At 64.8% G+C, this 24506-nt stretch carries 12 protein-coding genes; 7 read left to right on the top strand and 5 right to left on the bottom strand.

From position 1 onward, the window contains the following. Nucleotide 1 precedes the first annotated feature (1 nt). Nucleotides 2–3343 carry a DUF499 family protein gene (locus ISU10_RS02340; RefSeq protein WP_194694759.1) on the top strand — a complete coding sequence of 1114 codons (3342 nt, stop codon included), beginning with the start codon at nt 2–4 and terminating at the stop codon, nt 3341–3343. Between the two features lie 996 nt (nt 3344–4339). Here ISU10_RS02340 and ISU10_RS02345 read toward each other — a convergent pair. After that, a complete protein-coding gene (locus ISU10_RS02345; protein WP_194694760.1) occupies nt 4340–4687 on the bottom strand; it encodes a hypothetical protein in 348 nt (115 codons plus the stop codon). Between the two features lie 746 nt (nt 4688–5433). Beyond that, the gene (locus ISU10_RS02350) at nt 5434–6018 is read right to left on the bottom strand and encodes a hypothetical protein (RefSeq protein WP_194694761.1); all 585 of its coding nucleotides are present in this window, start codon (nt 6016–6018) and stop codon (nt 5434–5436) included. 560 nt (nt 6019–6578) lie between these two features. On the opposite strand from ISU10_RS02350, the gene ISU10_RS02355 reads away from it, so the two are divergent. The 6 genes from ISU10_RS02355 (at nt 6579) to ISU10_RS02375 (ending at nt 14533) form a co-directional block, all read left to right on the top strand. Beyond that, nucleotides 6579–7928: a protein NO VEIN domain-containing protein gene (locus ISU10_RS02355; RefSeq protein WP_194694762.1), complete on the top strand. Its 1350-nt coding sequence runs from the start codon at nt 6579–6581 to the stop codon at nt 7926–7928. Between the two features lie 469 nt (nt 7929–8397). Beyond that, nucleotides 8398–10176: a DUF262 domain-containing protein gene (locus ISU10_RS02360; RefSeq protein ID WP_194694763.1), complete on the top strand. Its 1779-nt coding sequence runs from the start codon at nt 8398–8400 to the stop codon at nt 10174–10176. 316 nt (nt 10177–10492) lie between these two features. Continuing rightward, on the top strand, nt 10493–11203 hold the full coding sequence (locus ISU10_RS02365; RefSeq protein WP_194694764.1) for a hypothetical protein: 711 nt from the start codon (nt 10493–10495) through the stop codon (nt 11201–11203). Nucleotides 11204–11206: 3 nt separating this feature from the next. After that, entirely contained in the window at nt 11207–12424 is a 1218-nt protein-coding gene (locus ISU10_RS02370; protein ID WP_194694765.1) for a tyrosine-type recombinase/integrase, read from the top strand. A 337-nt stretch (nt 12425–12761) separates the two neighbouring features. Then, complete coding sequence (locus tag ISU10_RS23985; protein ID WP_370864593.1) at nt 12762–12884, top strand: hypothetical protein; 123 nt, start codon at nt 12762–12764, stop codon at nt 12882–12884. Then, nucleotides 12881–14533, top strand: a complete 1653-nt coding sequence (locus tag ISU10_RS02375; protein ID WP_194694766.1) for a nuclease-related domain-containing DEAD/DEAH box helicase — start codon at nt 12881–12883, stop codon at nt 14531–14533. Before ISU10_RS23985 ends, ISU10_RS02375 begins: the two co-directional genes overlap by 4 nt. 48 nt (nt 14534–14581) lie before the next feature. On the opposite strand, the gene ISU10_RS02380 is transcribed toward ISU10_RS02375, so the two are convergent. Genes ISU10_RS02380 through ISU10_RS02390 form a run of 3 tightly spaced genes read right to left on the bottom strand, consistent with a single transcriptional unit; the run spans nt 14582 to nt 24086 of the window. Continuing rightward, entirely contained in the window at nt 14582–15676 is a 1095-nt protein-coding gene (locus ISU10_RS02380; RefSeq protein ID WP_370864594.1) for a RecB family exonuclease, read from the bottom strand. Continuing rightward, complete coding sequence (locus tag ISU10_RS02385; protein WP_194694768.1) at nt 15664–21018, bottom strand: DEAD/DEAH box helicase; 5355 nt, start codon at nt 21016–21018, stop codon at nt 15664–15666. Before ISU10_RS02385 ends, ISU10_RS02380 begins: the two co-directional genes overlap by 13 nt. An 8-nt stretch (nt 21019–21026) precedes the next feature. Next, a complete protein-coding gene (locus ISU10_RS02390) occupies nt 21027–24086 on the bottom strand; it encodes a hypothetical protein (protein ID WP_194694769.1) in 3060 nt (1019 codons plus the stop codon). Nucleotides 24087–24506: the final 420 nt, after the last annotated feature.

A 24506-nucleotide genomic window follows, 5' to 3' on the forward strand; every position in this document is an offset into this window, starting at 1 on the left:
CATGGCTGCACTGACGAACAAGGAGCGTGTGGGGCGTTCCCTCGATCTTGTTGCCGAGGGGCTCGGTCCATGGATGGTCACGGCGCTCCACGCCAAGTACGGGGACAACTGGGCGAGTGAGGTGGGTCGTACCGCCGGGCTCACGGGTCGAGATGCGACGCCGAACCAATCCGATCCGGCGTACTTGTTCTGGGTCTTCGACAAACAATGGCACGGGCTTTTCAAGGATCAGCTCTCGTTCGAGGACAAGCGAGCCGTCTCCGCGCTCTGGGATGCGCGTAAAGAGTGGGCTCATGGTGAGCGCATCTCCTCGGAGCGCACGGAGCGCGTCCTGATGGACAGCGAGCACATCCTTCGATCGATCGGCGCCGTCGAGCAGGCGGACAAGGCCGACGAGATGCGTCGCGAGTTCCGGCGTCTCATGTTCGAGGAGGACCAGAAGCGACTTCAGCGCGCCCAGGAGAAGGCGCTCTCGGTACAGGTCGACTCAACCGGGCTGCCGGCCTGGCGTGATGTCGTCGAACCTCATGATGACGTCGCCCGGGGAACTTTCGAGCTCGCTCAGTTTGCTGCCGACTTGCGCCAGGTCCACCAGGGCGTGGCTGGACCTGAGTATGGCGATCCGGTCGAATTCTTCGGCCGCACCTACCTCACTCGAGGTCTTCGGTATCTGCTGGAGCAGTCGATCAAGCGGCTCTCCGGCGGTGGCGGCGAGCCGGTCATTGACCTGATGACGACCTTCGGTGGCGGCAAGACCCACTCCTTGCTCGCGGTCTATCACGCAGCCGCCGGTGTCCCCGCCGAGAAGCTCCAGGGGATGCGCGAGCTTCTGGACGGCATTGGCGTCGACGAGCTGCCGGCGAAGGTCAACCGTGCCGTGCTCGTTGGCAACGACATGTCGATCCTCGGCATGCCTAAGCGGGAGGGGCTCTCGGTCAACACTTTGTGGGGCGAGTTGGCCTATCAGCTCGGCGGCAGGGAGGGCTACGACCTGGTTGCACGCTACGACGAGCAGTCGGTGCCCCCGACGACGACCGCGATCGCTGACCTGCTCGCCAAGTACGGGCCCTGCATCGTTCTGATCGACGAGTGGGTGGCGTACCTCCGTCAGTTGTGGTCGAGGGAGAAGGCTGCGCCCGCGGGAACGTTCGACGGCCACATGACCTTCGTGCAGTCACTCACCGAGGCCGTGAAGTCGGTGCCCACCGCGCTGCTGGTTGTGTCGTTGCCTGCCTCAGACGTGGTGCGGGACATCGCGGGTGCTGAGGCTCCGACCGAGAACGAGCACGAGGTCGGTGGCACGGCAGGTCTACAGGCGCTTAGGCATCTGCGTTCGGTGATCCACCGAGTCGAGTCCGCCTGGCAGCCGGCGACGATCGAGGAGTCTTTCGAGATCGTGCGCCGCCGGGTCTTCAAGCCGTTCGGTCGGGAGCAGGATGCGGCTCGCGACCTCGTGGTCCAGAAGTTTGTGGATCACTACCTGCGCTACGCCCACGACGTCCCGAGCGAGGTCATGCAGCCCGGCTATCGGGCCTCCATGAAGGCGGCGTACCCGATCCATCCCGAGCTCTTCGACCGGCTGTACAAGGACTGGTCGACGCTAGAGCGATTCCAGCGCACCCGCGGCGTGCTGCGTTTGATGGCGACCGTCGTCTACGCGCTGTGGATCAGCGGCGACAAGTCGCCGATGATCCTGCCCGCTTCGATCCCGCTCGACAGCGCCAAAGTCTTCGATGAGCTCGCTAACCACCTCGATGACGCGTGGAAGCCGATCGTAGATGCGGACGTAGCCGGTGAGACCTCGACGGCCAACGTCGTCGACAGCGAGATCAAGATCCTTGGCAAGTCGATGGCAACTAAGCGTGCAGCCCGCTGCGTTTTCCTCGGGACCGCGCCGATGGCGAATCTCCGTCAGCGTGACGGCAGCGCGGCCACGATCCGCGGGATTGAGCAGAAGCGCGTTGTGCTCGGATCGACGTACCCGGGAGACAACCCGGCCCATGTCACCGATGGATTGCGTCGCCTTGGGGACCTCGGCAAGTACATGAACCGCGACCAGGACCGCTACTGGTTGTCGCTACAGCAGACGGTGGCCCAGATCGTTCAGGAGCGGGCCGACTCGTATCACGAGGATCAGGTCTTCGATGAGCTCGCTGCCGTTGTCCGGCAGGAGACTGACAAGGGCCTCTTCGAGCGGGTTCACCGCTTCCCGCACGGCAGCATCGATGTCGAAGACGATCCCGGGATCGGTCTCGTAATCTTCGGCCCGGACCGCCCCTTCTCCAAACGCGGCCGGTCGGTGGCCGAGGATGCTGCAACGGAGTTCCTCACCAAGCGCGGCACGAACGCTCGAATCCACAAGAACAGCTTGGTATTCCTTGCCCCCGAGGTCGACCGCATCGACGTGCTCATCAACGCCGTGCGTCAACGCATGGCGTGGGAGTACATCCTGGAGAACATGGACTCGCTGAACCTGGACCAGCACAACATCAAGGTGGCTGAGTCGCGGGTCACCCAAGCGAAGCAGACGGTCGCGGACTCGATTCGTGAGGCATACCGCTGGATCCTGGTGCCCACTCAGGAGCCAGGCTCTTCGGAGATCGAGTTGGAGTCGATCCTGATGAACGGCGAGGGGACACTCGCTGAGCGGGTGACGAAGAAGGCAGACGCCGGCGAGTTTGTTGTGCGCTCGTTCTCGCCATCGCTCCTGCGCATGCAGATCAACAGGCTCGATCTTTGGAAGGACAAGCCGTACGTCGCCGTCGACACCGTCGTCGGGTACTTCAGCCAGTACGTCTACATGCCCAAGGTCGTTCAGCCCAAGGTCGTCTTGGACGTGGTGTGGCACCTCGACGAGGTCCTGAGCATCGAACTCGACGGCTTCGCCTACGCCGACTCGTTCGAGGACGGCCGCTTCGTTGGACTGACCGTCACCAACCCGACCGCGGTCCGTCAAGATGGCCTTCTCGTCGATCCCAAGGTCGCCCTTGAGCAGATCGCCAAGGACACGAAGTCCGAAGACGCGCCCGACACCACAGGGACCTCGGAGACACCCGACAACGAGACTCCAGCCGATTCAACGGACACGACCACGCCGCGCGTGGCCGTGGTCCCCAAGCGATTCCAGGCGACGAAGGACCTGACGACCAACCGAGTCGTCCGCGACGTGGGACAGATCTATGAGGAAATCGTGTCCCACTTCGTTACCAGCGGAATCCCGATCCGGGTCTCCCTCGACATCGAGTCCGACCAGCTCGACAAGTTGACCGAGGACCAGCGCACCGCCATCCGAGAGAATCTCAAGACGCTCGGCTTCGCGGACGACGACTGGTCGATGGACTGATCGAACTCGCTATTCATTGGCGCAGCGGCACTCGGTCGCAGCGGCCGCCTCGGATGAGTCCTGTCGCCGTGTGGTTTCTATGGACCGAATCTCATCTAGGGCAGCGGCAATTCGTCGCTTCCCGTTGCCCGGGCCGTGCGGGGCCGGCTAATGCGCAGTGATTCATGCGGTTCACCACTGGTCGTTGTAATCTGGGTGGTCAGAGTACCGGCTCGCGAACGTCCGCAGGATCTATTCACCCAGTTTGGTAACCGGCATGGCAGCTGGCTCAGGGATGAGTATCTCTTCCTGTTCTGCCTGCATCGCTTGGACGGTCTCCTCCACCACCTCTCGAACACTCCGAGGCGGGTCAGCAGCCGTGCTGGATCAGCCAGCAGCTCTGGAACCTCCGCGCTCATGCAGTGCTCAGGCGGGACGAAGGTCGGAGTGTGGAGCATGATCAGATGCGTGTCCTGATCCAGCCGCTCGAGCAGGAAGCGAAGCAGGCTCTTGTCTGCAGAAATGCATGCGACCCTAGAGGAGGCGTCAGGTAGTGAGCTCGCGATACCATTGCGCGCTTGCTGCGGCGCTGCCCACGCGATGATTGGACCTCGGCCATGCCGTCCTGAGGCTCTGTACCTATCGGATAGGTAATCCGATACGTGCGTGGGCCCGTAGGGTCTCGCCAGCGATGCGACAGAGAGCAGGATGGCTGGCTCTGCTTGCTGCCCTTGCGTTCCTTGATGAACCCCGTTGTGGCGCGCCTGCCGCGGGTCCTCCCGTCCGGACGGAGCGGCGACTCTGCGCGTCTACGTCGATGCGCGCTCCGTCCGGATGCGCCCGCTCATGGCTGTTCAGAGAGCGCCAGCCTCTGACCGCAGAGGTCAAAGAGCCGCAGCCGTGCGGCGGAGCCGTGACTCAGCTCTCGGGAGCACTCGATCGCCCGCCATCGCGTCATCGCCGGCGGTCAGAGGCACACCGCGACGCTAGGCGAGATGGCTGGTGGACGCCAAGCCTTCAACTAATCAGCGGGAGAATGTGGTCCCTGATGAGCGTCCTTGACGCAGGCGTGTCGGACACCTTGGTCAAGGTCTGGCGGTACGACGACGGAAGCGTGACGGGCGCTGATCGAAGGTCACGCACCCAATCCACACCGACCCGGTGGCCGTCAGTTGACGGCTCGGTCACGACACCGATGGCTTTGACGAGCATCGTGCGGAAGTCGTTGTTCATCTGCTTCGCGACGAGCACGTCGCCGTGCTCCATGAGGTCGAGGTTCGGGGCCTGCTTCTGGTAACTCGGATCCGACTCCATGTCGTTCCAGCCCAAGACCCACTCACCCGCTTCGATCCAGTCGTCGAGCATCTCCCGTGCTCCGTTGCCGTGCCAACCCCCGTGGATCGTCCCCACCATGAAGTAGTTGGTCATACTGGCACCACCTCAAAACTCTCACCGGTCACAGTGCAGATTCGATGCTATCGGCCGGAATCGGGCGTACGGAAAGCCTCGCGAATGTCCGGTCATGGCCGCTGAGCGAGGGCTTCGGCTGGATCACAACGCGGCATGGTGACGCAGCGGTCGCCTGAGCGTACGCGCAGACGCCCGCTGCACGGGTGTGTCGTGACACCCTCCACGGCATGCCCAACCAAGAGCCGATCGACCTGTCGTGGCTGACCCCGGACTACGGGCACCTCCACCCCGACGACATGCAGCATGACTCGGTCGACTGCGCGGCTGGTCGCTTCATAAGGCAGCTGGCCCTCTTCGAGTCCATTGGGTGGCTCACGCTCGCCGCGGCTGCCCCCACTAAGCCTTGGCCCAACATCGTGACGAACAGCACGGCGATTTCTGGTACAGGTCAGGAAGCGGCTTCAGACGTTGCCGAACCGCGATCACGTGTACCTCCACCTGCACCTACTCGAGTCCGACAAGGTGCAGGTCGTGTTACGAGTCGCTTGTGACTGATGCCGGGCGTACGGGACCATGACTCCATCCTGATGCGGTGCATGCAGAGGTGGAACTTGGCCCGGAGTTGCGGGATTTGACTGCTCTCACGCCGTGCCTGAGTGCGAAGTCTGCGACGACGGAGACACAGCGTGCGTGCGGGGAAACTACAGGTCCGTCGAGTAAAGCCAGCCAGTGAATGGGCCTTCGAACATTTCCAGGCCAACACTTGAAGCCGTACGGACCACTTGTTCGAAGGTCACTCCATCGACACTCGAACCTGTGATAGCACTGGACACCCAGAACTGCGTGCTCCCTTGGTGGCCGACGAAGCCCGGATACGCTCTCTCGATCTGACTGATCTGCTGGCCCCCTGGGATGATCTTTATGTGCATCGGGCGCGGTTGATTTAGGGGTGCGATCGACGCGTGAATCTGGAGTGCCACTTGTCCGGGCCGGGGCATGAAGTAAACGCTGACGACCTTCTGCGCGATAGCGGTGGGCTCGCGACCCGCGTCGAGTGGCACCTCCCACCTCGTCGTGTTGTTTCCTTGTGGCACTGCGTGGCCGTTCAGAAACTGCCCACTAATGGAAAAATCTTGGTTCAACCGATAGAAGACGGCGTCAATCCACGGCTGCTGGCTCGATCGGAATCGAACGCGGACGTCGCCGTCCTCGTCGAAACTCCAAGTCAAGCCTGCCCTGCCGAGTGCTGAGCCGATCTCGTCGGCGCTTGCTCGTGTCAGGTCCATGTCCATCTCCTGGTATGCCGGGGAAGAGTCCGGACGTGCCGCTAAGGCACCGTTGTCGGTTCGATCGTGAGCGCCCAGTCCGTTCGGCAGCGTATTGGAGCGAGCGTGTTGACCGCAGACATTGAACCGGTCTCACATCGCGGTCACGCCTGAGGTGCCGAGATCGCCTGGACGTGCGAGCCGCGTGTTCGACCTGCTCTATATGTTGGTGCGACTCCCGGTCTACACAGCACCGGTCATCGCGCACGAGACTTGTCGGACAGATCATGGACGCCTTCCAGGGTGCAGACGACAGTGGCCTGCCTGTCACGGATGCGCGACGGGCTCGAAGGCTTCCTGACCAGTGCGCCTCAGGAGGCACCAGGCCATGCTCCGGGGGCAAGCGACCACCGGTCGGCACTCTTTGGCGACCCGCCAATTTCGTCGCGGACGATCTCCAGCACCTCGCGGGAGGCCTCGACGACGGCGTCAAGGACTGGCTTCCAGGCCGAGTTGTGCTTCTTTAAGCCCGGGAGATAGATGTCGATCTGTCTCGTACGAGTGCGCCCTGAATGCGCACATTGATCGTCAAGAACTACCTGCCGGCCGCCCGCAACTCCACTACGGTGCACGTCAGGGCCGTTGATCAGGGGGCAGATGTGATAACGGGCAGCAAAGTGCCGCGTCCCACCAAGGAGCGCCTGGCGAACGACGCGGCCGACGCGCTGGGTATCGCCCACGCCACCATGTCGCCGCAAGGCGGGACTGTCGTCAGCACGTTCCTCGATGACCTGCACCGGGCCATGTACGGCACCTCAACCGGAGGCGTCGACACCTACCGGAAGGCCGAGCGGCTGCTTCAGTCGCTCGGCCTCACGTACGACCCTTACTGGGACACGAGCGAGGCGGCCAACTGGGGCGGAGGAACCGTCACCGCGAGGACGTACTCGCGCATCCGGTCGGCACTGCTTGACACGCCGCGGTGCTTCATCCTCAACGTCACAGACGCGCCCGTGGGAAGCAAGTGGGAGACGGACCATACGAGCGTCTACAGGTACGACGCAACCGTCACCGGGAGGCAGCCGTTCAACGACGCCGGGCCAGGGTCAAGGGTCCTGTACTACTCAACGAGCAAATCGACCACGAACAAGAAGCACTTCGTCGGGCACGCCGAGGTCAAGTACATCGCCAACAACTGGGACCCGCCTTGGGAAGCTCAGTTGACGGGCTACACCGAGTTCGAGACGCCAGTCTCGATCGACGACGTTGCGATCACAGGCTGGAACCGGCAGCACGCCATCACCGAGATCGATTGGCTGACGTACGAGGCGATCGTCGTGGCAGGTGGCGTCAGCCCCGAGCTCGACGTCGCGTCGGAGACCCCAGACCCGGGCGGTGACGTGGTGGCGGAGCGCGTCGCGAAGGACTTTCCCGCGACCGTCCCTGCGATCCACGTCCCAACCGAGCTGCCGCTGGGTGAACTCCCGCTGCGGCCGCCACAGATACCGGAGTACAAGGAAGCCGCCAACGGGCGGGGAGTAGTGGGCGGACCGTCCATGCCTCCTCGCAGCCCGAGCGACCGCAAGAAGGACAAGGTCGCCGAGCTTCGCGCAGTCGAGGTGGCTATCCGCGGACTCGAGGGGGACGGTTGGACCTACTCTGCCGACCGGCAGAAGGACGGGGTCGGCTACGACCTCGAGTTCACCAGAGCCGGGACGACACTCAAGGTCGAGGTCAAGGGCATCCAAGGTTCGCACCTAGTGTTCAACTTGACGCCCAAAGAGGCGTGGCGGGCGGAAACCGACCCGGACTGGGTTGTCGTAGCCGTCACGAGCGTGCTGTCACCAAGTGCGTACACACCCCACCTCATCAGCCGAGACCGGATCGCCGCCGCATCGAGGGTCGTCACTGGCTTTCGACTCACTCTCTGAGCGGACCGTTGAGGAGCCGACGACGGCTGCCTGGGTCCGTTCGGCGACGGAGGCCCTCAGAATCCGCCACCAGCTTCAGCGGGTGTGAGCTAGGTCAGTCGTCCAGCAGGTCGGCCAACCGGAGCACCTTCGGCACAGGATGGTGGTCCTAACAGGTTGGCGCGAAGCATCCTAGGTCCTCGGCGTCCTCACCGGCACCGCATGCGTGCCTTGCCTCATTGACGTACCCCCAGGTCAGTGTCCGCCTCGGCGCTGCCGGATGGGCGGCGACCCTCGCGGCCAGAGCGTCGGCGACCAGGCCGGCCTTGAGCCCGTCGGGCCGTGCCGCCAACGTGATCGGCTCGACGTACTATCCGGGACGTCGTCGCTCACCAGTTGCCCGGGCTGGACTGGTTGTCTCTGTTCCTTCAACCCCTGACGTCGCCATCCTTTGTGCTTGGGTTGTCCGGAGTCCATGGGAGAGGTCCTTATGATCAAGTCAGCGAACCAGCATCCGGTCTTCAGCCTCATGAGCCCACAGTCGAATGTGCTCTACAAGGTTCCTCCATATCAGCGCGAGTACTCCTGGCAGAGGGCGCAATGGGAAGCCCTGTTCGATGACCTGATCGAGGCCGAAGGTGCTCACTTCCTGGGCACGATCATCTGTCTCGATCAATCGGTCGACGCCCTTGAGGCGACGGTCTTCGAGGTGATCGACGGCCAGCAGCGGTTGACCACGCTCACCTTGTTGATGGCGGCGATTCACTCGATCCTAAACGAGCAAGTCAGCGACCTAGACGAGGACGTCAAGATTGATCTCGTGAACCTCCGTCGGCAGATCGTTCGCAAAGGGGACACCGCCCCGAGGCTCACGCCTCAGCGTCAGGGCTCGAACTACAACGACTTCCTCTATGTCCTCGGACAGGCTGGCCTTCCAGTGGACGGGTCATGGACCGGATACCTATCCCTGCGCAAGATATACAAGTGCTTCCACCACTTTAAGGCGGAGATTCTCGAGCTCGCAGAGACCCGAGACACGTCCCCAGTTGAGGCGGCGCTTGACGTGCTCGCCGCCGTCAACAAGGCGATCATCGTCAAGATCGAGGTAGCCAGTCACTCCGACGCCTTCGTCTTATTCGAGTCACTGAACAACCGAGGAATGCCTCTCACGCCGGTCGACCTCATCAAGAACCACCTACTTGCGCAGTCGGAGCGCAAGCAGGTGATGACAGTCGAGGACGCATTCAAGCTCTGGAACCAGATGCTCACCAGTCTCGGCGACAGCTATGCCAACCAGGAGCGGTTCTTGAGGCACTACTACAACGCGTTCAAGTTAGACCTCCCCCAGGTGCCGAATGCTCCAGTCGCAACTAAGGCGTCGCTGATCCGCATCTACGAAGCGCTGGTCAGCCACGACGTCGAGAACTTCATGGACGACCTTCTGCCAGCGAGCGCCGCGTACGGGCGCATCACCGGAGTCCTGGATGAGGAACAACCTCTCGACAAGGCCTTCGCCCAACTAAATCGCGCGCAAGCAGCACCATCGTTCGTGCTCCTACTTTGGCTCCTGCGACGTCGAGACACCCTGGTGATCGGCGACCCACAACTCGAGCGGGTCGCGTCACATCTGGTCGACTTCTTCGTACGACGCAACCTCACCGGATTCCCGCAGACCTACGCCCTGCCTCGGCTCTTCATGGACATGATCACCGCGCTGGAAGGTGGCCAGTACCAAGGTGATGACGTCCCCGCCGCCGTCCTCAACAGACTTCGGCAAGCCTCGTCCACTGAGCAGGTCTTCCGCGAGCGCCTCCTTGGACCCGTCTACGAAGAGAACTCGGACGTCGCCCGCTTCGTTCTCGCGACACTTGCGGAAGATGCGATGACCAAGGAGTCGTGGCAGGACCTGTGGCGGCGAGAAAGGGGCCACTACGTGTGGACGATCGAGCACGTCCTGCCCCAGGGACAGAATCTGCCGGCGGGATGGATAGAGATGTTGGGCGGCTCAGAAGCAGCGGTGGCTGTTCAGGGCGAACATGTTCACCGCCTAGGCAACCTGACCATCACCGGATACAACAGCACGTTGTCGAACAAGTCCTTTGGCGAAAAGAAGCACCGCAAAGACTCTTTCGGCAGACCCATTGGCTACGCGAATGGGCTGTCGCTCAACGCCTATCTCATGGAGACCGAGACGTGGACGGCGGAACAGATAGAAGAGCGCACGGTACTGCTAGCCGACCAGGTGGCCTCCCGTTTTGCCCTCGCCTAGGTGCGACGCGTCCGACCTCCATGCATTGACCTCCACCATGCACCGTCCGGGGGAGGTGCTCTCGGTCCGCCTGTGCCCACGGAGCGCCATATCAACTTGATCAGGCACCGCTGCGACGTCGTGCGCGGAGTATTGCTCAGCCCCAGCATCCTCTGGCCCGCGATCGCGCCGGGCACGACGACGGCCCCCGGCTGGCGCGCTGACAACCCGTGACCTGGTCGCCCGATGGCGTTTCGCGCGACGATGAGGCGTGGAAAGGTCTCGTCTCGTCATCGGCCACAGGTACGCACTGCGAACCGGCGGCAAGCGGATGCAGGTGATCGAAGGGTTCGTCAGGGTGAGTTACCTAGGCGGAGCTCACAAGGCCCAGGTCAAGGTCAGGCATGAGAACGGCTCTCTGGCGGGATTGGAGGAGTGGGTCCGAACGCGAGACCTCGCGTGCGCCTGGTCGGATCTAGCGACTTTGGTCCGCGACCAGGCCAGGGCGGCGCGGCTGGACGCAGCCGACAGCCAAGTATGGGACCAGGTGACCGCAGAGGCTATCTCGGCGGTGATGATCGCAAGCGGGGAGTACAACGGCTTCGCCCGTTCATGGAACACCCTTCCCAACACCGCTCGTCGCTTCTGGGCGCGAGCCGGCTTGGACGGATCCCCACTTGAGCATCACGCGGCCAACTACATGGACCTCCACGGTCAGTGGCGGCTCTCCTTCCTCACCGCCTTGGCGGCCTGTCAGGGCTTTGCGGCCACGGAGCCGGAGTTGGTCGACCTGTATCTGCGCGACTGGGAGGACGAGTTGAGAGCCGAGGGGTTCCAGCCGGGCAGCCGCTATAGCCACACCGTGCTGCGCAAGTGCGCGCCGGCGCACGCTCTCGCTCGTGCCTGGACGCAAATTCCGCGAGGTGACGCCCTGGAGCGCGAACTTGGCCGACTGCAGGGACTCCTGCTGGCCGCAGCTGCCTCGCTGCGTCAGCATGGCTGCGAGTCCGACGCGGCCAGGATCGAGCGCGGCATGCGAGGAGCCTGACCAATGGCCAGCATTCAGCCAAGGGTCAAACTCGATAAGGTCACCTGGCGGGTGCACTACCGGATCCCTGGCGGATCACAGCGGAACCGCACCTTTGCTATCCGCTCGGATGCGGTGCGATTCGTCGCGTTCCTGGAGGCGAACAGCCTCAACCTCGTGACACAAACCTCCCCGGCAACCGGGGCCACCGTGGGGGAGTGGGCCGCCACCTGGCTTGCCGGACAGGTGCACCTCAAGGCCTCGACACGGGAGCGGTACGCCGGGATCGTGCGTTCGCACATCGTCCCCACCTGGGGCCCGGTGCCTTTGGAACGGGTCACCCACGCTGGCGTGCAGGCGTGGGTGACCTCGCTGGCCGAAACGCGGTCCCCCGCCACGGTCCGCAAGGTCTTCCGTGTGCTGTCCCTGATCCTCGGCCTCGCCGTGCGGGACGGCCAGCTGCGGCGCAACGTCGCGAGAGGGATCAACTTGCCACGGCCAGTGCGGCACGAGCAGCGGTTCCTGACCATTCCCCAGGTCGAGGCGCTGGCCAAGGAGTGCGGCCACCCTTCGTGGAACAGCAGGCACCGGCCGCTGGTCGACCGGCACTACGAGCCATACCGGCTCGCGGTTCTCTTCCTGGCATTCACCGGCGTTCGGTTCGGTGAGCTGGCGGCGCTACGGGTCGGGCGGCTCGACCCGCAGCGGCGGCGCGCTCTCATCATCGAGTCGGTCACCCAAGTGCAGGGCCATGGGATGGTCTGGGGCACCCCGAAGATGCACGCGCGCCGCGAGGTTCCGATCCCGCGTTTCCTGGCGATCGAGCTCGCGGCCCACATCGAGGGCAAGGACCCTGGCGAGCTGGTGTTCACCGGTGTCCGCAGTGGTGGCCCTATCCGTGTGTCGACGTTCCGCCGTGGTCACTTCGACGCGGCTGCCCAAGCCATCGGCGTTCCCGGCCTGCACCCGCACGAGCTGCGGCACACCGCCGCCAGCCTCGCGATCGCCAACGGGGCCGACGTCAAGGTCCTCCAGCAGATGCTGGGCCACGCCTCGGCAGCCATGACACTGGATGTCTACGGGCACCTGTTCGATGGGCGGCTCGACGAGGTCGCCGACGCCCTGGAGCGTGCGCGGAACCGAGCGGCCTCGGAGATTGAAAGCGTCGCGGCGGCAGCGCACGCGGCAGGAATGGAATCGAACCCGGGCACATGGCTTCGGAGGACACCCGCTATCACCTGAGCTACGGGGGGCGCAGTTGGAGAACGTTTCCGAAGGCCTGTTCCGCATCTGAGTCGCAGATGGCGCCTGGTCTGCAGAACGTCGGGTGCCAACGGGTACGCCTCGCCCACGCGGAGGCCCCGAGCGGAAGGGAGACCGAGAGGGCGGTTCCCACCATGCTCGTTTCGCCAAGCCGGTTGCCCTGCTTCGTCCTGGGCCCCCGATTCGACGGGCTGACGGCGCAGACGAGGGGAGCCAGACACGGAGGCTGGTCCAGAGCTGTCGCGACCAGGTTCAGCAGGAGGTGTGCTCGAGCGAATGTCACCAACCTTGTCACCGCTTCGCTAGGGTCCACCCCGTGGGCGACCGTCTTAGGGTGACTCTCGACCTGCTGGGCCCGCACTTCGTCGTGACCTGCCGCGATGCGGCCGAACGCACGGGCGACCGTCTGCTCTTCGAGGACGGGCAGGAGACGGTGTGACCCGCTGCATCCCGGAGAAGCCGACGTTCGTGACGCCCTCCGAGGGCGAGGTTTGGGAACGTCTCCGGACGACGCTGGCCCCGGACGACGTTCTGCTCGCCAACGTCCGGCTGACTGACGAGCAGAAGGACCACGAGGCCGACCTGATCGTCCTGATGCCGGACGTTGGTGTTGTGGTGATCGAGGTCAAGGGCAGCAGCGTGTGGCACGACGAGAGCGGTTGGTGGCAGCAGCGACGTGGCCAGGCGACGCGCATCGACCCCGTCGAGCAGGTCCGCTCGACGAAGTACGCCGTTCGGGGATACGTCGCGAGCAATGCCCGTTGGGGCCGGCGTAGCCACGTGGCCTGGGGTCACGCAGTCGTCACGCCCTACTCCGACTTCGCCGATGACTTCTCCACTCCCGAGTGCCCGCGCTGGTCTCTGCACGATCGAGGAAACCAGGCCGATCTCGCGGCCCGACTGCGTGAGAACGCGCGCAAGGCGGCGCAGGGCAAGCCGGCTCCCACTGCCGACGACGTGCAGACCTTGGTCGAGATCTTGGCGGGCCGCATGGCCACGTCCTACGACGTCAACGCCGAGGCGGCTGACAGGGCGTCCGAGGCCGACCGGCTCACCCTCGAGCAGGCGGTGATCCTCCAGGTGACCCGGCTGTTGCGGCGCGTTGAGGTGCGTGGTGGTGCGGGCAGCGGGAAGACCGTCTTGGCCCTCCAGCAGGCCAAGGAGCTCAGCCGCGGCCGCTCCGACCGGCGGGCCGAGCGGGTGGCGTTGCTGTGCTACTCGATCGGTCTCGCCGAGTACCTCAAGCGTGAGGTGTCGACGTGGAACCGCAAGCACCGCCCCGCGTTCGTGGGCACCTACGAGGAGTTCGGCCGACAGTGGGGAGCGCCGTCCGGTGACCGCCAGGACAGCACCTTCTGGGAGGAGCGGCTGCCGAGTGAGATGGCCGAGCTTGCGCGGTTTCTTCCCAACGGGAAGAAGTACGACTCGGTCATTGTCGATGAGGCCCAGGACTTTGCAGAGACCTGGTGGGCGGCCGTGCTCGGTGCGCTGCGGGACGAGGAGGAGGGCGGCCTCTACGTCTACTCCGATGAGAACCAGCGCATCTTCGCCAGGTTCGGCCGGCCCCCGGTCCAGCTGGTCGCGCTCGTGCTGGACCACAACTTGCGCAACACCAAGCAAATCCATGAGTGCTTCGGCCCTCTGGCACCAAGTCGCATGTACTCGCGCGGGGGCAACGGTCCGGCGGTGAGGTTCGTTGCTGCCAAGCCCGAGGACGCGCTCGACGCTGCCGACGACGTAGTTGAGGCTCTCCTCGACGAGGGCTGGGCCGCTCGCAACGTTGCGCTCCTGACCACGGGACACCGTCACCCGGAGCAGCAGGCCCAGACCGACCGGCATGGACACGTCGGGTACTGGCGGAGCTTCTGGGAGGGCGAGGACGTCTTCTATGGCCACGTGCTGGGTAGCAAGGGGCTGGAGCGCGCAGCAGTGGTGCTCTGCGTGAACGAGGCCGGTGAGCGCGACCGGGCCCGTGAACGACTCTACGTCGGCATGTCGCGCGCCACGGACATCCTCGTCGTCGTAGGCGACCCCGACGTCGTGCGCCGCATCGGCGGCGATGACGTCGCCAAGCGACTCGGCCTGTGACGGAAGGGGGGGCGTTAGGGCCTCGCGTAGGGGAAGGGTGAGCTGGCGCTAGCCCTCAGAGCCGGCACGCAGACGCGAGTCCCATCGCATTCGTCCAGCACCGGGTCCGGCGGGCTCGAGGTCGAGGACAACGAGCTCGTCACCGACCGCAGCCTCGACTCCTCCGGTCAGCAAGACCCGGAAGGTGGAGGTCCCGCCCACCGGGGTGGTCAGGTCGAGGCGAACACCGTCGGCGCCAACGCGTTCGGCGACGACACCGCGTACGTCAAGCCGGGGCCATTGGTCGGTCCGATTCGTCCAGTACTCAGGGCAGACGGCTCGGAACGGGCACCACATGCAGACCTGAGGGTCGGGTTGAGCGGAGATCGTCGTGGCCTCGACCATGGCGTTGAAGACGTCGATGGCATCGTTCGCCTCGGCGACTACTGCTCCCATCTCTTCGGGCACGACGGTGACCGAGTCCTCGTGACCCTTGACGTCCTGGATGACGGCGTCGTCGGGGAGCCTGTGACATGTGTGCTGGACCAGATGCGCATAGATGAGCAGCTGGCGGCGCTGCTCGTGCGAGATTCCCGCCTGGTGAACTCCTGACTTGAGGTCGAGGACTCGCAGGCGGCCATCCCGTTCCTCAACGCGATCAGGCGTGCCGAAGAGCCTCCTGGGCACGTCCTCGAGCTGTCGCTCGACCCAGGGAAACGGCCGTTCACCTGATCCTTCGCCGGTAGTCGAGTGCCCGGCTGTCTTGTCCTTGGGTGCCGGGAGATCGGCTAGACGACGAATCAGCCGCACACGGGTTGCCACGTAGCCTGGCCAGTCCTTTGGGTCTGGCACTGTCCGGTTGGGCCATTCCTGCCGGAGGTCGTCGTGCTCCTTGTGGACCAGCTCTGTCCAGCGGATCTCCAGCCACTCCTTGCGTTCTGGGGGCGCAGGTGCCTTCCCTGTCGAAACAAGCTCGGTCAGCTTGTGGGCGACGCTTCCGAGGGCAGTGCGAGGCGAGTGGCGCCGCCAGTGTCTGGTCTCAGGAGCCCGCTGGAAGGCGAGGCGCTTGGGACAGCCCAGCAGGACATTGAGCGCAGATGGAGATACGCGGTCGAGCGGGTCGCAGGCTGGGTCGTGCCACAGCAGGTCGGTCACATGAGCCACCTCAGGAGCGACAGGGGTCTGCGAAGCGCCTCGAACACGTCGCTGTGGATGGTGCCGCCGGAGCCCTTGCCGTCGGCCAGCTCGTCGGTGGCGAGGATCTGCTCCTCCACCGCGTAGTCGTCGTTGCGCTGCCACAGCGGATGACCCAACAGGACTGCCTTCTTCGTTACCGCGCTGGCGACGAAGGGCACGCCGCCTTCGGTCTGACCCGCCTCCAGACTCATCAGGCCCGTCGAGGCGACACCGCGTGCCGTGTGAAGTCCGAGCTCGAACCAACGCGAGGTCACGAGCTCTTCGCCCGCCAGCAGGTCGAGCATGTCGAGGGCGAGCCGCCAGTCCAACGCTCCATGCAGTCGACGGTTGTCGTAGGAGCGCAGGCAGTCCAAGCAGGACGAGGCGCAGGCAGAGTGCTTCTTGTCGTTCCAGTCGTCGGTCAGCGCCACACGGGTTGTAGTGAGAAGTTCCGTGAAGTTCTCACCTTTTCCGATCTCGGCGGCATACCCGGCGCCGTTGTCGAGTGAGTCGGCCATGAAGACCGTCATCGACCCCTGGCTTGTGGGATAGAGGCCGAATTCGAGCTCCTGGGGGTCGATGTCGAGCAGCCTCTTCGCACTTCGGCGAAGCACTTCGGCGAGGGACCAGTACGCCGCCATGCCCGCGGGCAGCAGCTGTGAGGAGTACGGAACCAATCCGCCGGGAAGGTGGGCGCTCTCCAGACCGATGGTGAGGACGTCGGTGGTGCGGAGCTCGCCGATCGCGAGCTCCTTCACCACCGTGAGCCCAGGTGGGGGCCACCCCTTCACGTCGGGGAACAGGCTCGGGTCCGTGACGAGATAGCTGCCGTCGCGGTCCTTCGCGACGGGGAAGAGTCGGCCGTTGTTGTCGTTGACCTGGACCAGCTGGGCCTGGTCGTAGGAGGAGATTCGTGCACCCTCAACTCTGATCTCGCGGTCGGGAGGGCCGCTGACGGAGATAGTCGGCGCGCTGGCACTGGGCGACTCGTCGTTCTCGTCGTCGAAGTCTTCGGTCCGGTACGTGGTTCGGAAGCCCGCGGGCTGGTACATCGGGAGGAGCCTCAACGCGGCGCCGCAGATCTGGCACACGTCGCTCGTCGGCTCCACGAAGCTGGCACCGCACGAGTCGCAGGCCCCCAAGGCCACCTCCGGGCCAAGTGGGTCGACCGGCGTCATCCCGTTCCAGGTGGGTGCCCAGTCGGCAAAGCCAGCTACGGTGTGGACCGCGCCGTCGCGGACAACCTTCGCTCCGGGCGCGAACATGGAGACGGCCTGGGCGAGGGATCGGTCTGAGACAGACGCTGTGTCGAGATCAGCGAGCTGCTTGGGACGGCGGCCCATCAGCTGCCGCACACGGGTGGGGAACCCGAACATCGGCAGCACTCCGTAGGTCGCGAGCAGCTCGCTCAGCTCAGGGGTCGCTCCTCCGTCGCGAGCGAGGGCCTTCGCGATGTCCGCTACCAGCCCTCCGTGCACTGCCCAGTGCACGATCTCGTCGTGCTGAGCCTGATCCAGTCCGGTGTGTGCGCAGAACCGCGAGACAATCGAGGTGACCTCGGCATCCTTGGACAGCCAGGCTTCGACGCCAGCGCGGTAGGCCGGCCACTCGCTGGCCTCCCCGAAGGTCCCGTGAATGCTGTGCCGAGTCCACTCAGGTGGATTCGGCAGCGACAGGAATGCGCGACGCAGCAGCTCGGCTGCAACTACCCGCTGCACGATCCGCGGGCGCCTGAGGTCGAGGAACGGCTGTGGCGGCTCATCCCCTGTCATGCGGTGCGGGCTTGCGTAGTAGTCGTCGTCGTGAGTGCGGTCTCGGCAGACCGTGATGGCATAGGAGAAGACCTGCCCGGCTCGACCTGCCCGGCCGACTCGCTGCTGGTAGTTGAAACGCTGCGGCGGCATGTTCGCCATCAGGGTCGATCGGAGCGAGCCGATGTCGACACCGACCTCCATCGTGGTGGTGACGCTGAGAACGTCGAGAGGGACCGTGAGCTCGTTCTCGGCTGGCCGTGGGAGCAGAACCTCCTTGAACACCCGTGCGCGACGACGTTGCTCACTGAGCGGCTTGGTCTGGCCTGTCAGCTCGGCAACGGCCATCCGACGGGGCCGCTGCCTAGCCAGCCATGCGTAGTAGTCACTCTCGTAGTCTTCGGGATGCCTGGTGCGTTCGGTCAGCTTCGGTCGGAAGCACCCGTAGTTCGCGCACACTCCGGCAGACCCATGGCCGTGGGAGAGACTGCAGACGTCACACACGAACTCACGTCCGGTGCACGGAACAAGCACCAGTGGCACGGCCAAGGACTTCAGGTCGAGCAGCCAGTCCTGTAGCAGCCCGGCTTTGGTGAGCTCGGTGCTGACCCACTCTCGAAGTTCGGTGACGTCAACGGAGTGCGTCTCGGCGACTGCCTTCAGGTACTGGGTAACTGCCGACGGTGGTGAGGCCAGTGGGCTGCTGTCACTTCCGACCCAGCGCCTGCGGATGCCCAAGATCCGGATCACAGAGCTCAACGCCTGCCGACCGAGGTCGCCGTCGCCCAAGGGCCCCTTGGTTGAGAGTGCCCGGCTGCTGGCGAAGTACGCGATTCCCAACGCTTCTAGGTCCCGCCCGGCTCGACCGAAGAGCGCAGTCGCCAGAGCCGTGGCCAGCCGCTCGCGGTGCATGGCGGCCTGCGGTTCGCGAACACCGACCGGAAGGGGAGTCCACAGGCCTGCAGCCGGTGGGGAGAACGCCTCCCACCAGGGGCTGTCGTCTTGGTTCTTCGCGGCTGAGGGGCCGGAGCCCGCTGGCGGGATGCCGAGTGCCACCAGCCGATCGGTCAGGGTCTGCCTGAGCTCGTTCCATGGAACAGCGCCGCCCCCGGACACCAGGTCGAACGCTTCGTCGACCGCGGCTTGCTCCGTGGGGTCGAGCGCCACGAACACCGCCTTCCCGGTGAGCTGAGCCGCCTCCGGGAATCGCTGCTTGAAGTCCTCGAACGCGATCTGCTCGGCCGGGGTAAGCGGCAGCATCCGCGCGCCTCGCTGCACGACATCGCGAATGTCGGGCGGACCCTCGAGGAGGATCTGCTGGGTCAACTGCCGGATCACGTCGCGGTAGTGGTTGAGGCCCACACCAGCGGCGGTGCGAGCAGCGTCGTCCCTGCTGTCTGTGAACACGATGGTGCGGCTCTCCGCGGGAGTCTCGCCCATGCTCCGGACCAACTGGGAGAGGTACAGCTGAGTGGACTGGGATGCACCAGAGGTGTGGGCACGAATCGGGCTGCGGACATGGCCAGCGAAGAACTTCTCGCCTGGGTTCCAGCCCTCGGTGTCGCAGTTTGGGCATCGATCCGGCAGCGCCGGAATCTTCAGCTCGTCGTCGGCGGGGGCGTCGGTTCTGAGAACCCAGCCGTTTCCGTCTGCCAAGGCGGGACTGATAAGGCCGATCGAGGCATCGAGTCGGGCCGGTGCGAAGGAGAAGCCGATGGTCTTCTTGGTCGTGGGGGTCTTCTTGGTCCACGTCGGATCGGCCGCGCTGGGTTTGTCCCCGGGCCAGAACCAAACGTACTGATCGTGGAGTCGACGAAAGACCGGAGGGGCCGTCGCGGTGACGATCCCCACGTTCGTCGAGCCGATCGCAACCCCTTCCCCCTCACCCGCCTCAGGGTTCGCCCGGTCGACGACGAACCCGCCCAGGCTCACGTCGCCGCAGGAGAAGCAGTAGAGGAGCTCAAGGACCCTCGAGCCACACGCATCGCAGGCGAAGGTGGGAATGCCGAAGAGCTTGCCGACGGTGCGGTCCGTTCTCGCGTCTGCGTGAACCCCGTCGCACTCACGGTTCACGCAAGCCCACATGCCTCGCATCGTTCGCACGAACTGGTGTGCGCGCAGGGGGACTCCTCCGGCGGTGCTCGCGGACTCCGCGAGCTCGGTGAGAATCCCACCGAGCCCGTCAAGGTTTTCGTCGTCGCGTCCGAACAGCCGTGCGGCGACCACCGAGGCGGGGGTGGCACGAATGCGTCCGGTCTCCTCGTCCGTGCAGGCGACGGCTGTCGCCTGTGACAGCCGGTCCGCTGCCGGCAGCCCAGACCGATCGATCGCTGTCTGTCGGTCGAGCGTCTGCAATGGCGGCAGCTTCATCGGATGTCCAGCGGTGAGGAAGAAGCTGGACTCTTCAAGTCCGAAGAACTGCTCCAGATATGCCAAGCCAGACGAGTCCTCGGAAAGGGAGGCGCTGGTCGCGATCACTCGCAACTGCGGCGAGTCGACCCCCAAGCCCAACCTGCTGAGGAGGTTGCGAACCACCATCGCCACCTCGCTGCCCTGGGTGCCGCGGTAGAGGTGAAGCTCGTCCACTACGAGGGTGAAGACGTTCGTCTGGGAAGACTCAAGCCAGGACCGTGTCTTGTCGAACAGGGCCTCTTCGTGGTGACGCATCAGGATCGCGTTCAACATCGAGTAGTTAGTCACGAGGACGTCTGGCGGCGTCTCGACCATGTCCCATCGAACGAGCAGCTCGTTCGCAGCCGGGTTCGGGAACTGTGAGAGGTCGTCCTCGCTGACAGTCTCCTTCTCCGCCTGCAGCTGGCGGAACTCGTCGGTCTGCTGCCGCAGTTGGGCGAGGACCTCGTTGAATGCCGGGCCGCCCGCCGCTGATGGCCGTTTGGTGCTGCCCAGGGTTACGCCGGTGTAGCGCCCGAACCACAAGGGTCGTGAAGGTAGCGCCTGGCCGATCCGACGCACTGCACGCCGCAGCCGGGTCATCTGGTCCTCGACGAGGGCGTTGGTCGGGTAGAGCACGAGGGCGCGGACAGCAGCGGGCCTTGTCTCGTGCGCACGCATGGCTCGCCATCGTCTCGGGTCCGGCTGGTCCTGCCACCAGAGATCGGGACCTGGCTGGGGCTTCCAGTGCTGAGCTTCTTCGGTTAGGCGAAGCAGCGTCGGGAGCAGGAAGCTCTCGGTCTTGCCGGAGCCAGTCCCAGAGCTGACCACCACGTTGCGCTGGTCATCGGTGCCCGACCGGAAGTGGTGTGCCACGGCCGCCGCCTGATGCTCACGCAGGCTGATGGCGTCACCTGGCTTGACGAACGAGCCGAACAGCGCATCGCCGACGACGGTCGCCGTCGCGTCAGACAGGCCGACAGAGCGGGTGACGGTCAGCAGGTCCTCAGTCGCCGGATAGGGAAGGACTGGCTCCAGGAGGCATTCGCTGAGCAGCATGTCGCCGGACTGCAGCACCTGTCGGCGCTCTTGCATGAGGTCGGAGTTGCGGAGCCAGAAGGCGGTGTCGACGTAGCGCAGGTAGGCGGCCGCCAAGTCGTCACGAAGGGTCAGCGGGGTGGTGGTCATGGCTTCTCTCAAGAGGCAAGCAGGGAGTTGAGGGCGTCGGCGACCGGGCGGGGGACATCGGGGTACCCGATAGATCGTGTCTTCACAGATACCCGCGGGGCCAGGCCTGAGCACAGGGCGGCAACCCGCCCGTACAGACCTGGGAGGTCCGCTCCGAGCGGGACCACCAAGGTCGACTGGGTCTTGAGGTAACCGATCAAGGGTGTTCGCGACGCACGCGCGGCGAGATGCTTGACAAGTTGGACGCTGCCGACTCTGCCACTCCTCTCGGTGGCGCCCTGGTGGTCGACCCATAGTGTGGTGGTTCTGAACGACTGCTCCAGGCGGTAGGCGCCAGGCATGCCTACTCCGGGCACCTTTCTCCACCGTGCTTCGCGCACGTCGAAGATCGTCGCCTTGCTGTAGTCGGGGATCGGCACCGTCGAAAGACTGGCTTCCACCTGACTCAACGGCGGGAGCGCTGCCACCATGCGACTGACGGCATCGGGGACGACATACGCCTCCAGGGCAAGCTCGGTGACCAGCTCGGCCAAGCGGTCGGCCTCCATTCCACGCACGAACCAGCTGGAGAGCCGACCTTCCGACGTCTGGCAGACGAGGTCCGCGCCCTGCTCGGCAAGCCCCTCGCGAAGGGACCGACGCTCCGCGTTGGACCAGGCACCAGCAAGAACGAAGCCGTTGCCGACGGTCTCTGCCAGGTAGGCGGGGTTTGCCTCCCACTCGCGAGGCTGGAGTGATGAGTCTCGCCGCACGTCGATCTGTCCGAGAGTCTCGAGGGTCCGAAGGAAGCTGTCCACGAAAAGGCTTGACCCTTCGGACTGGGTAGCGATCCTCTCCAGCGAGCCGATGGTCCCTCCACCGACGTGGACGAGAGCATCCAGGCAAACGTCCCACGTGGCCCCGAGGTCGGTGTGGCTCGGCAGCTCGGAGAACTGGATCGACGTCGGCGTACTTGCCGACGCTCCCAACGACTTCCACTTCGGTCTGGCAGGCATGGACTTCTTGAGCCCGCACATCCGGCAGATACCCAGGATCTGTCCACTCGACCTGCCGCCGTGCCAGGTCGGCAGCTCGATGTAGTGAGCGCCAGTCGCCACGCACGACTTCGGGTCGGCCACACCGAGAACGATGACGGGCTGCTCCACCCCCGAGGACTTCCTCTCGGTGCTCCAGTTTGCCCCATGTCGAACAGGGACGCTCGGGACAGGGTCTGGGCGGGCCCCAAGGGTGTTAAGACCATCAACGATGATCTCGCTGTCCTCACTCGCCTCCACCGCTGAGAGGCACCCGAGGCTGCTGCGGTCAAGCTCGTAGTTGAGGCGTGTGCACGTCTCCCAGCTGACCGCGTCGGGTGTATCCGCGGATCGCAGGCGCAACGTGCTCATGGCGATCTGAGCCCCGTTGACCGACAGCTCTATCTCGTAGTCGCCATCACCGAGTTCCAGGCCGTCCAGCGGAATGACCATGGCCGCCACTCGCTCGGTCCACTTCTCCACCAGGACACGATCCACGTCGACCTCGGTGAGTGAGATCGACATCTCCTGAGCCTCAGAAACGGCCGCGCGGATCTCGGGAGGATGGAGGCTCGACCATTTACGGATCCTGCCGGGCAGCTTCAGCCCGCCCGACAGGTTGAGCTGGGCGGTCGTCAGCGGGACGAGAACGTGGAGGTCCAGCTTCTTGACGTCCTGAGGGATTGCGTAGATCTGCACGTCATCGATCAACGCCCAGCCAGTCGGCAGCCCCTTGAGCGCCGGCTGATCTTGGACACTCGACGAGCGGTGGACGCGCCCGTGATGACCGTACGACTCAACCAGTGCGAGGACCGCGTCGAGCAGCGTGTCTTCGTCTTTGACCAGAAGTACGGCATCGTCAGCCAACTGCACCCGGTCGACCTCCACCAGGATGCCGAGCAGCTCGTCGCGGCGAAGCGGGACAACACGCCTTGGCCGACGGACCACGACCTGGCTGGACTGCGGGTCCTCAAGCTCGAGACGGGCTCCTACCAACGAGTCCGGGTCAAGCCTGCTGCCGGGGGTCGGGCGGAGTCGGGCACCGGCGGCCGGGATGACGCCGATGGAAGGCTGCGACTCAGCTGAGTTGATCCGCAGCGAGGTGACCTCCGCGGTGACGGGGAGACGCGCTGCAAAGGACAGCTCCAGGCTGAGGCCTCCGAACTGCTGCCGTAGCAGAGCGGTGAGCTCGACGCCCCCAGACGCGGTCTGTCCGGGAGCAGAGGCCTCTCGACCCCTGCCGTCCCAGTGTGCGAGCTCGACGGCGACCACCCCGGCCACCCGCTCGCGCGCCTTGACACCCTCCCAAAGCCGGCGGAGGTTGGCAGTCACCGGGCTCGGAGTGGACGAGATCCAGCCGTCGAGAAGCCTTTCGAGGTCAGCGGCGATCAGCTCAGACCCTGGGGCCAGGCCGAAGGTTCGGAAGAAGTCGGGCAACCTGACGCGGTCGCTAGCCCGAACAAGCGCCTGCGACTGCGGGATCCCCACGTAGCGATGCCCAAGTGAGAATGCCGTCGGCAGTCCGTACCGGCCCTCGTTCGCGACGAGGTACTCATTCAGCCCGCGCCAGAATGGCTCGGTAGCGGGAAACTTCGCCCTGAGACGCTTCATGTTCGCCGGGCTAAGACCCAAGAGCTCCCCCAGCCGCGGATAGTAAGCGTGAGCTGCCATGGCGGCGTCAGACCCCATCTTCTCCGCGGCCATCACAAAGACGCAGAGAAGGGCGACCACCGGAGGAACAGGCAGCTCGTGAACCGATCGTTTGTTCCGCGTACCGGCGTCTCTCAAGAACTGCTTTCTCCAGCGCCCGTAGCGCTCGACGTGCCCTTTCAGAACTGACTGGCCCGGACCGAGCCCGAGTGTTCCTTGGACTGCCCCCACCAGCGACTCGCGGGCGTTCTGGGGCACGAGTCCAAGATCCTTGGCGCAATCTTCAAGAAGTGCTTCGTCGACATCGATGTACGCCGGCAGGTCTGCCTGCAACGCACCGAAAAGGCGACTAGCGAGCACCGCGTTCCATCGGTCGTACTCTGTCCAGTCAATCGCAACCATCATCCGAGGCACCTTCCCCCTATAACGCGCCCTCGCAATCAAACCTAGCGGTGGCCGCCGACATCCGGTCCAGGAATGCCGGAGTCGACGGCACGGGGGGTCGAAAGAGCCAAAAGACGGAGTTTCGGTCGTGGCTACCCGTCGATCGCGGACCTCCGCCCACGCCGCGGTCGAGGCCAGCGACGGAGGCAAGCGCACGCGAGACCTACGGGTTGTGGCTGGGGGCCGACGCCGTCCAGCGTTCTGATCCTGCAGGGGAAGCGGGCAGTCGCTCTCGATCCGAGGTGCGTTCTGACTCATCGAGAGGTCAAAGGTCAGGAAGCCACGAAGCGGTGACTGGTCGTCGCCTTGGGTTGTAAGTTTCGGGTTCTCAGAGGATGGAGCGGCGGTGCAACGGTGAACAGGGAGGGGTTCCTGGCCGAG

Origin of the sequence: Nocardioides agariphilus (assembly GCF_015352445.1) — a bacterium.
Lineage (GTDB): Bacteria > Actinomycetota > Actinomycetes > Propionibacteriales > Nocardioidaceae > Nocardioides > Nocardioides agariphilus.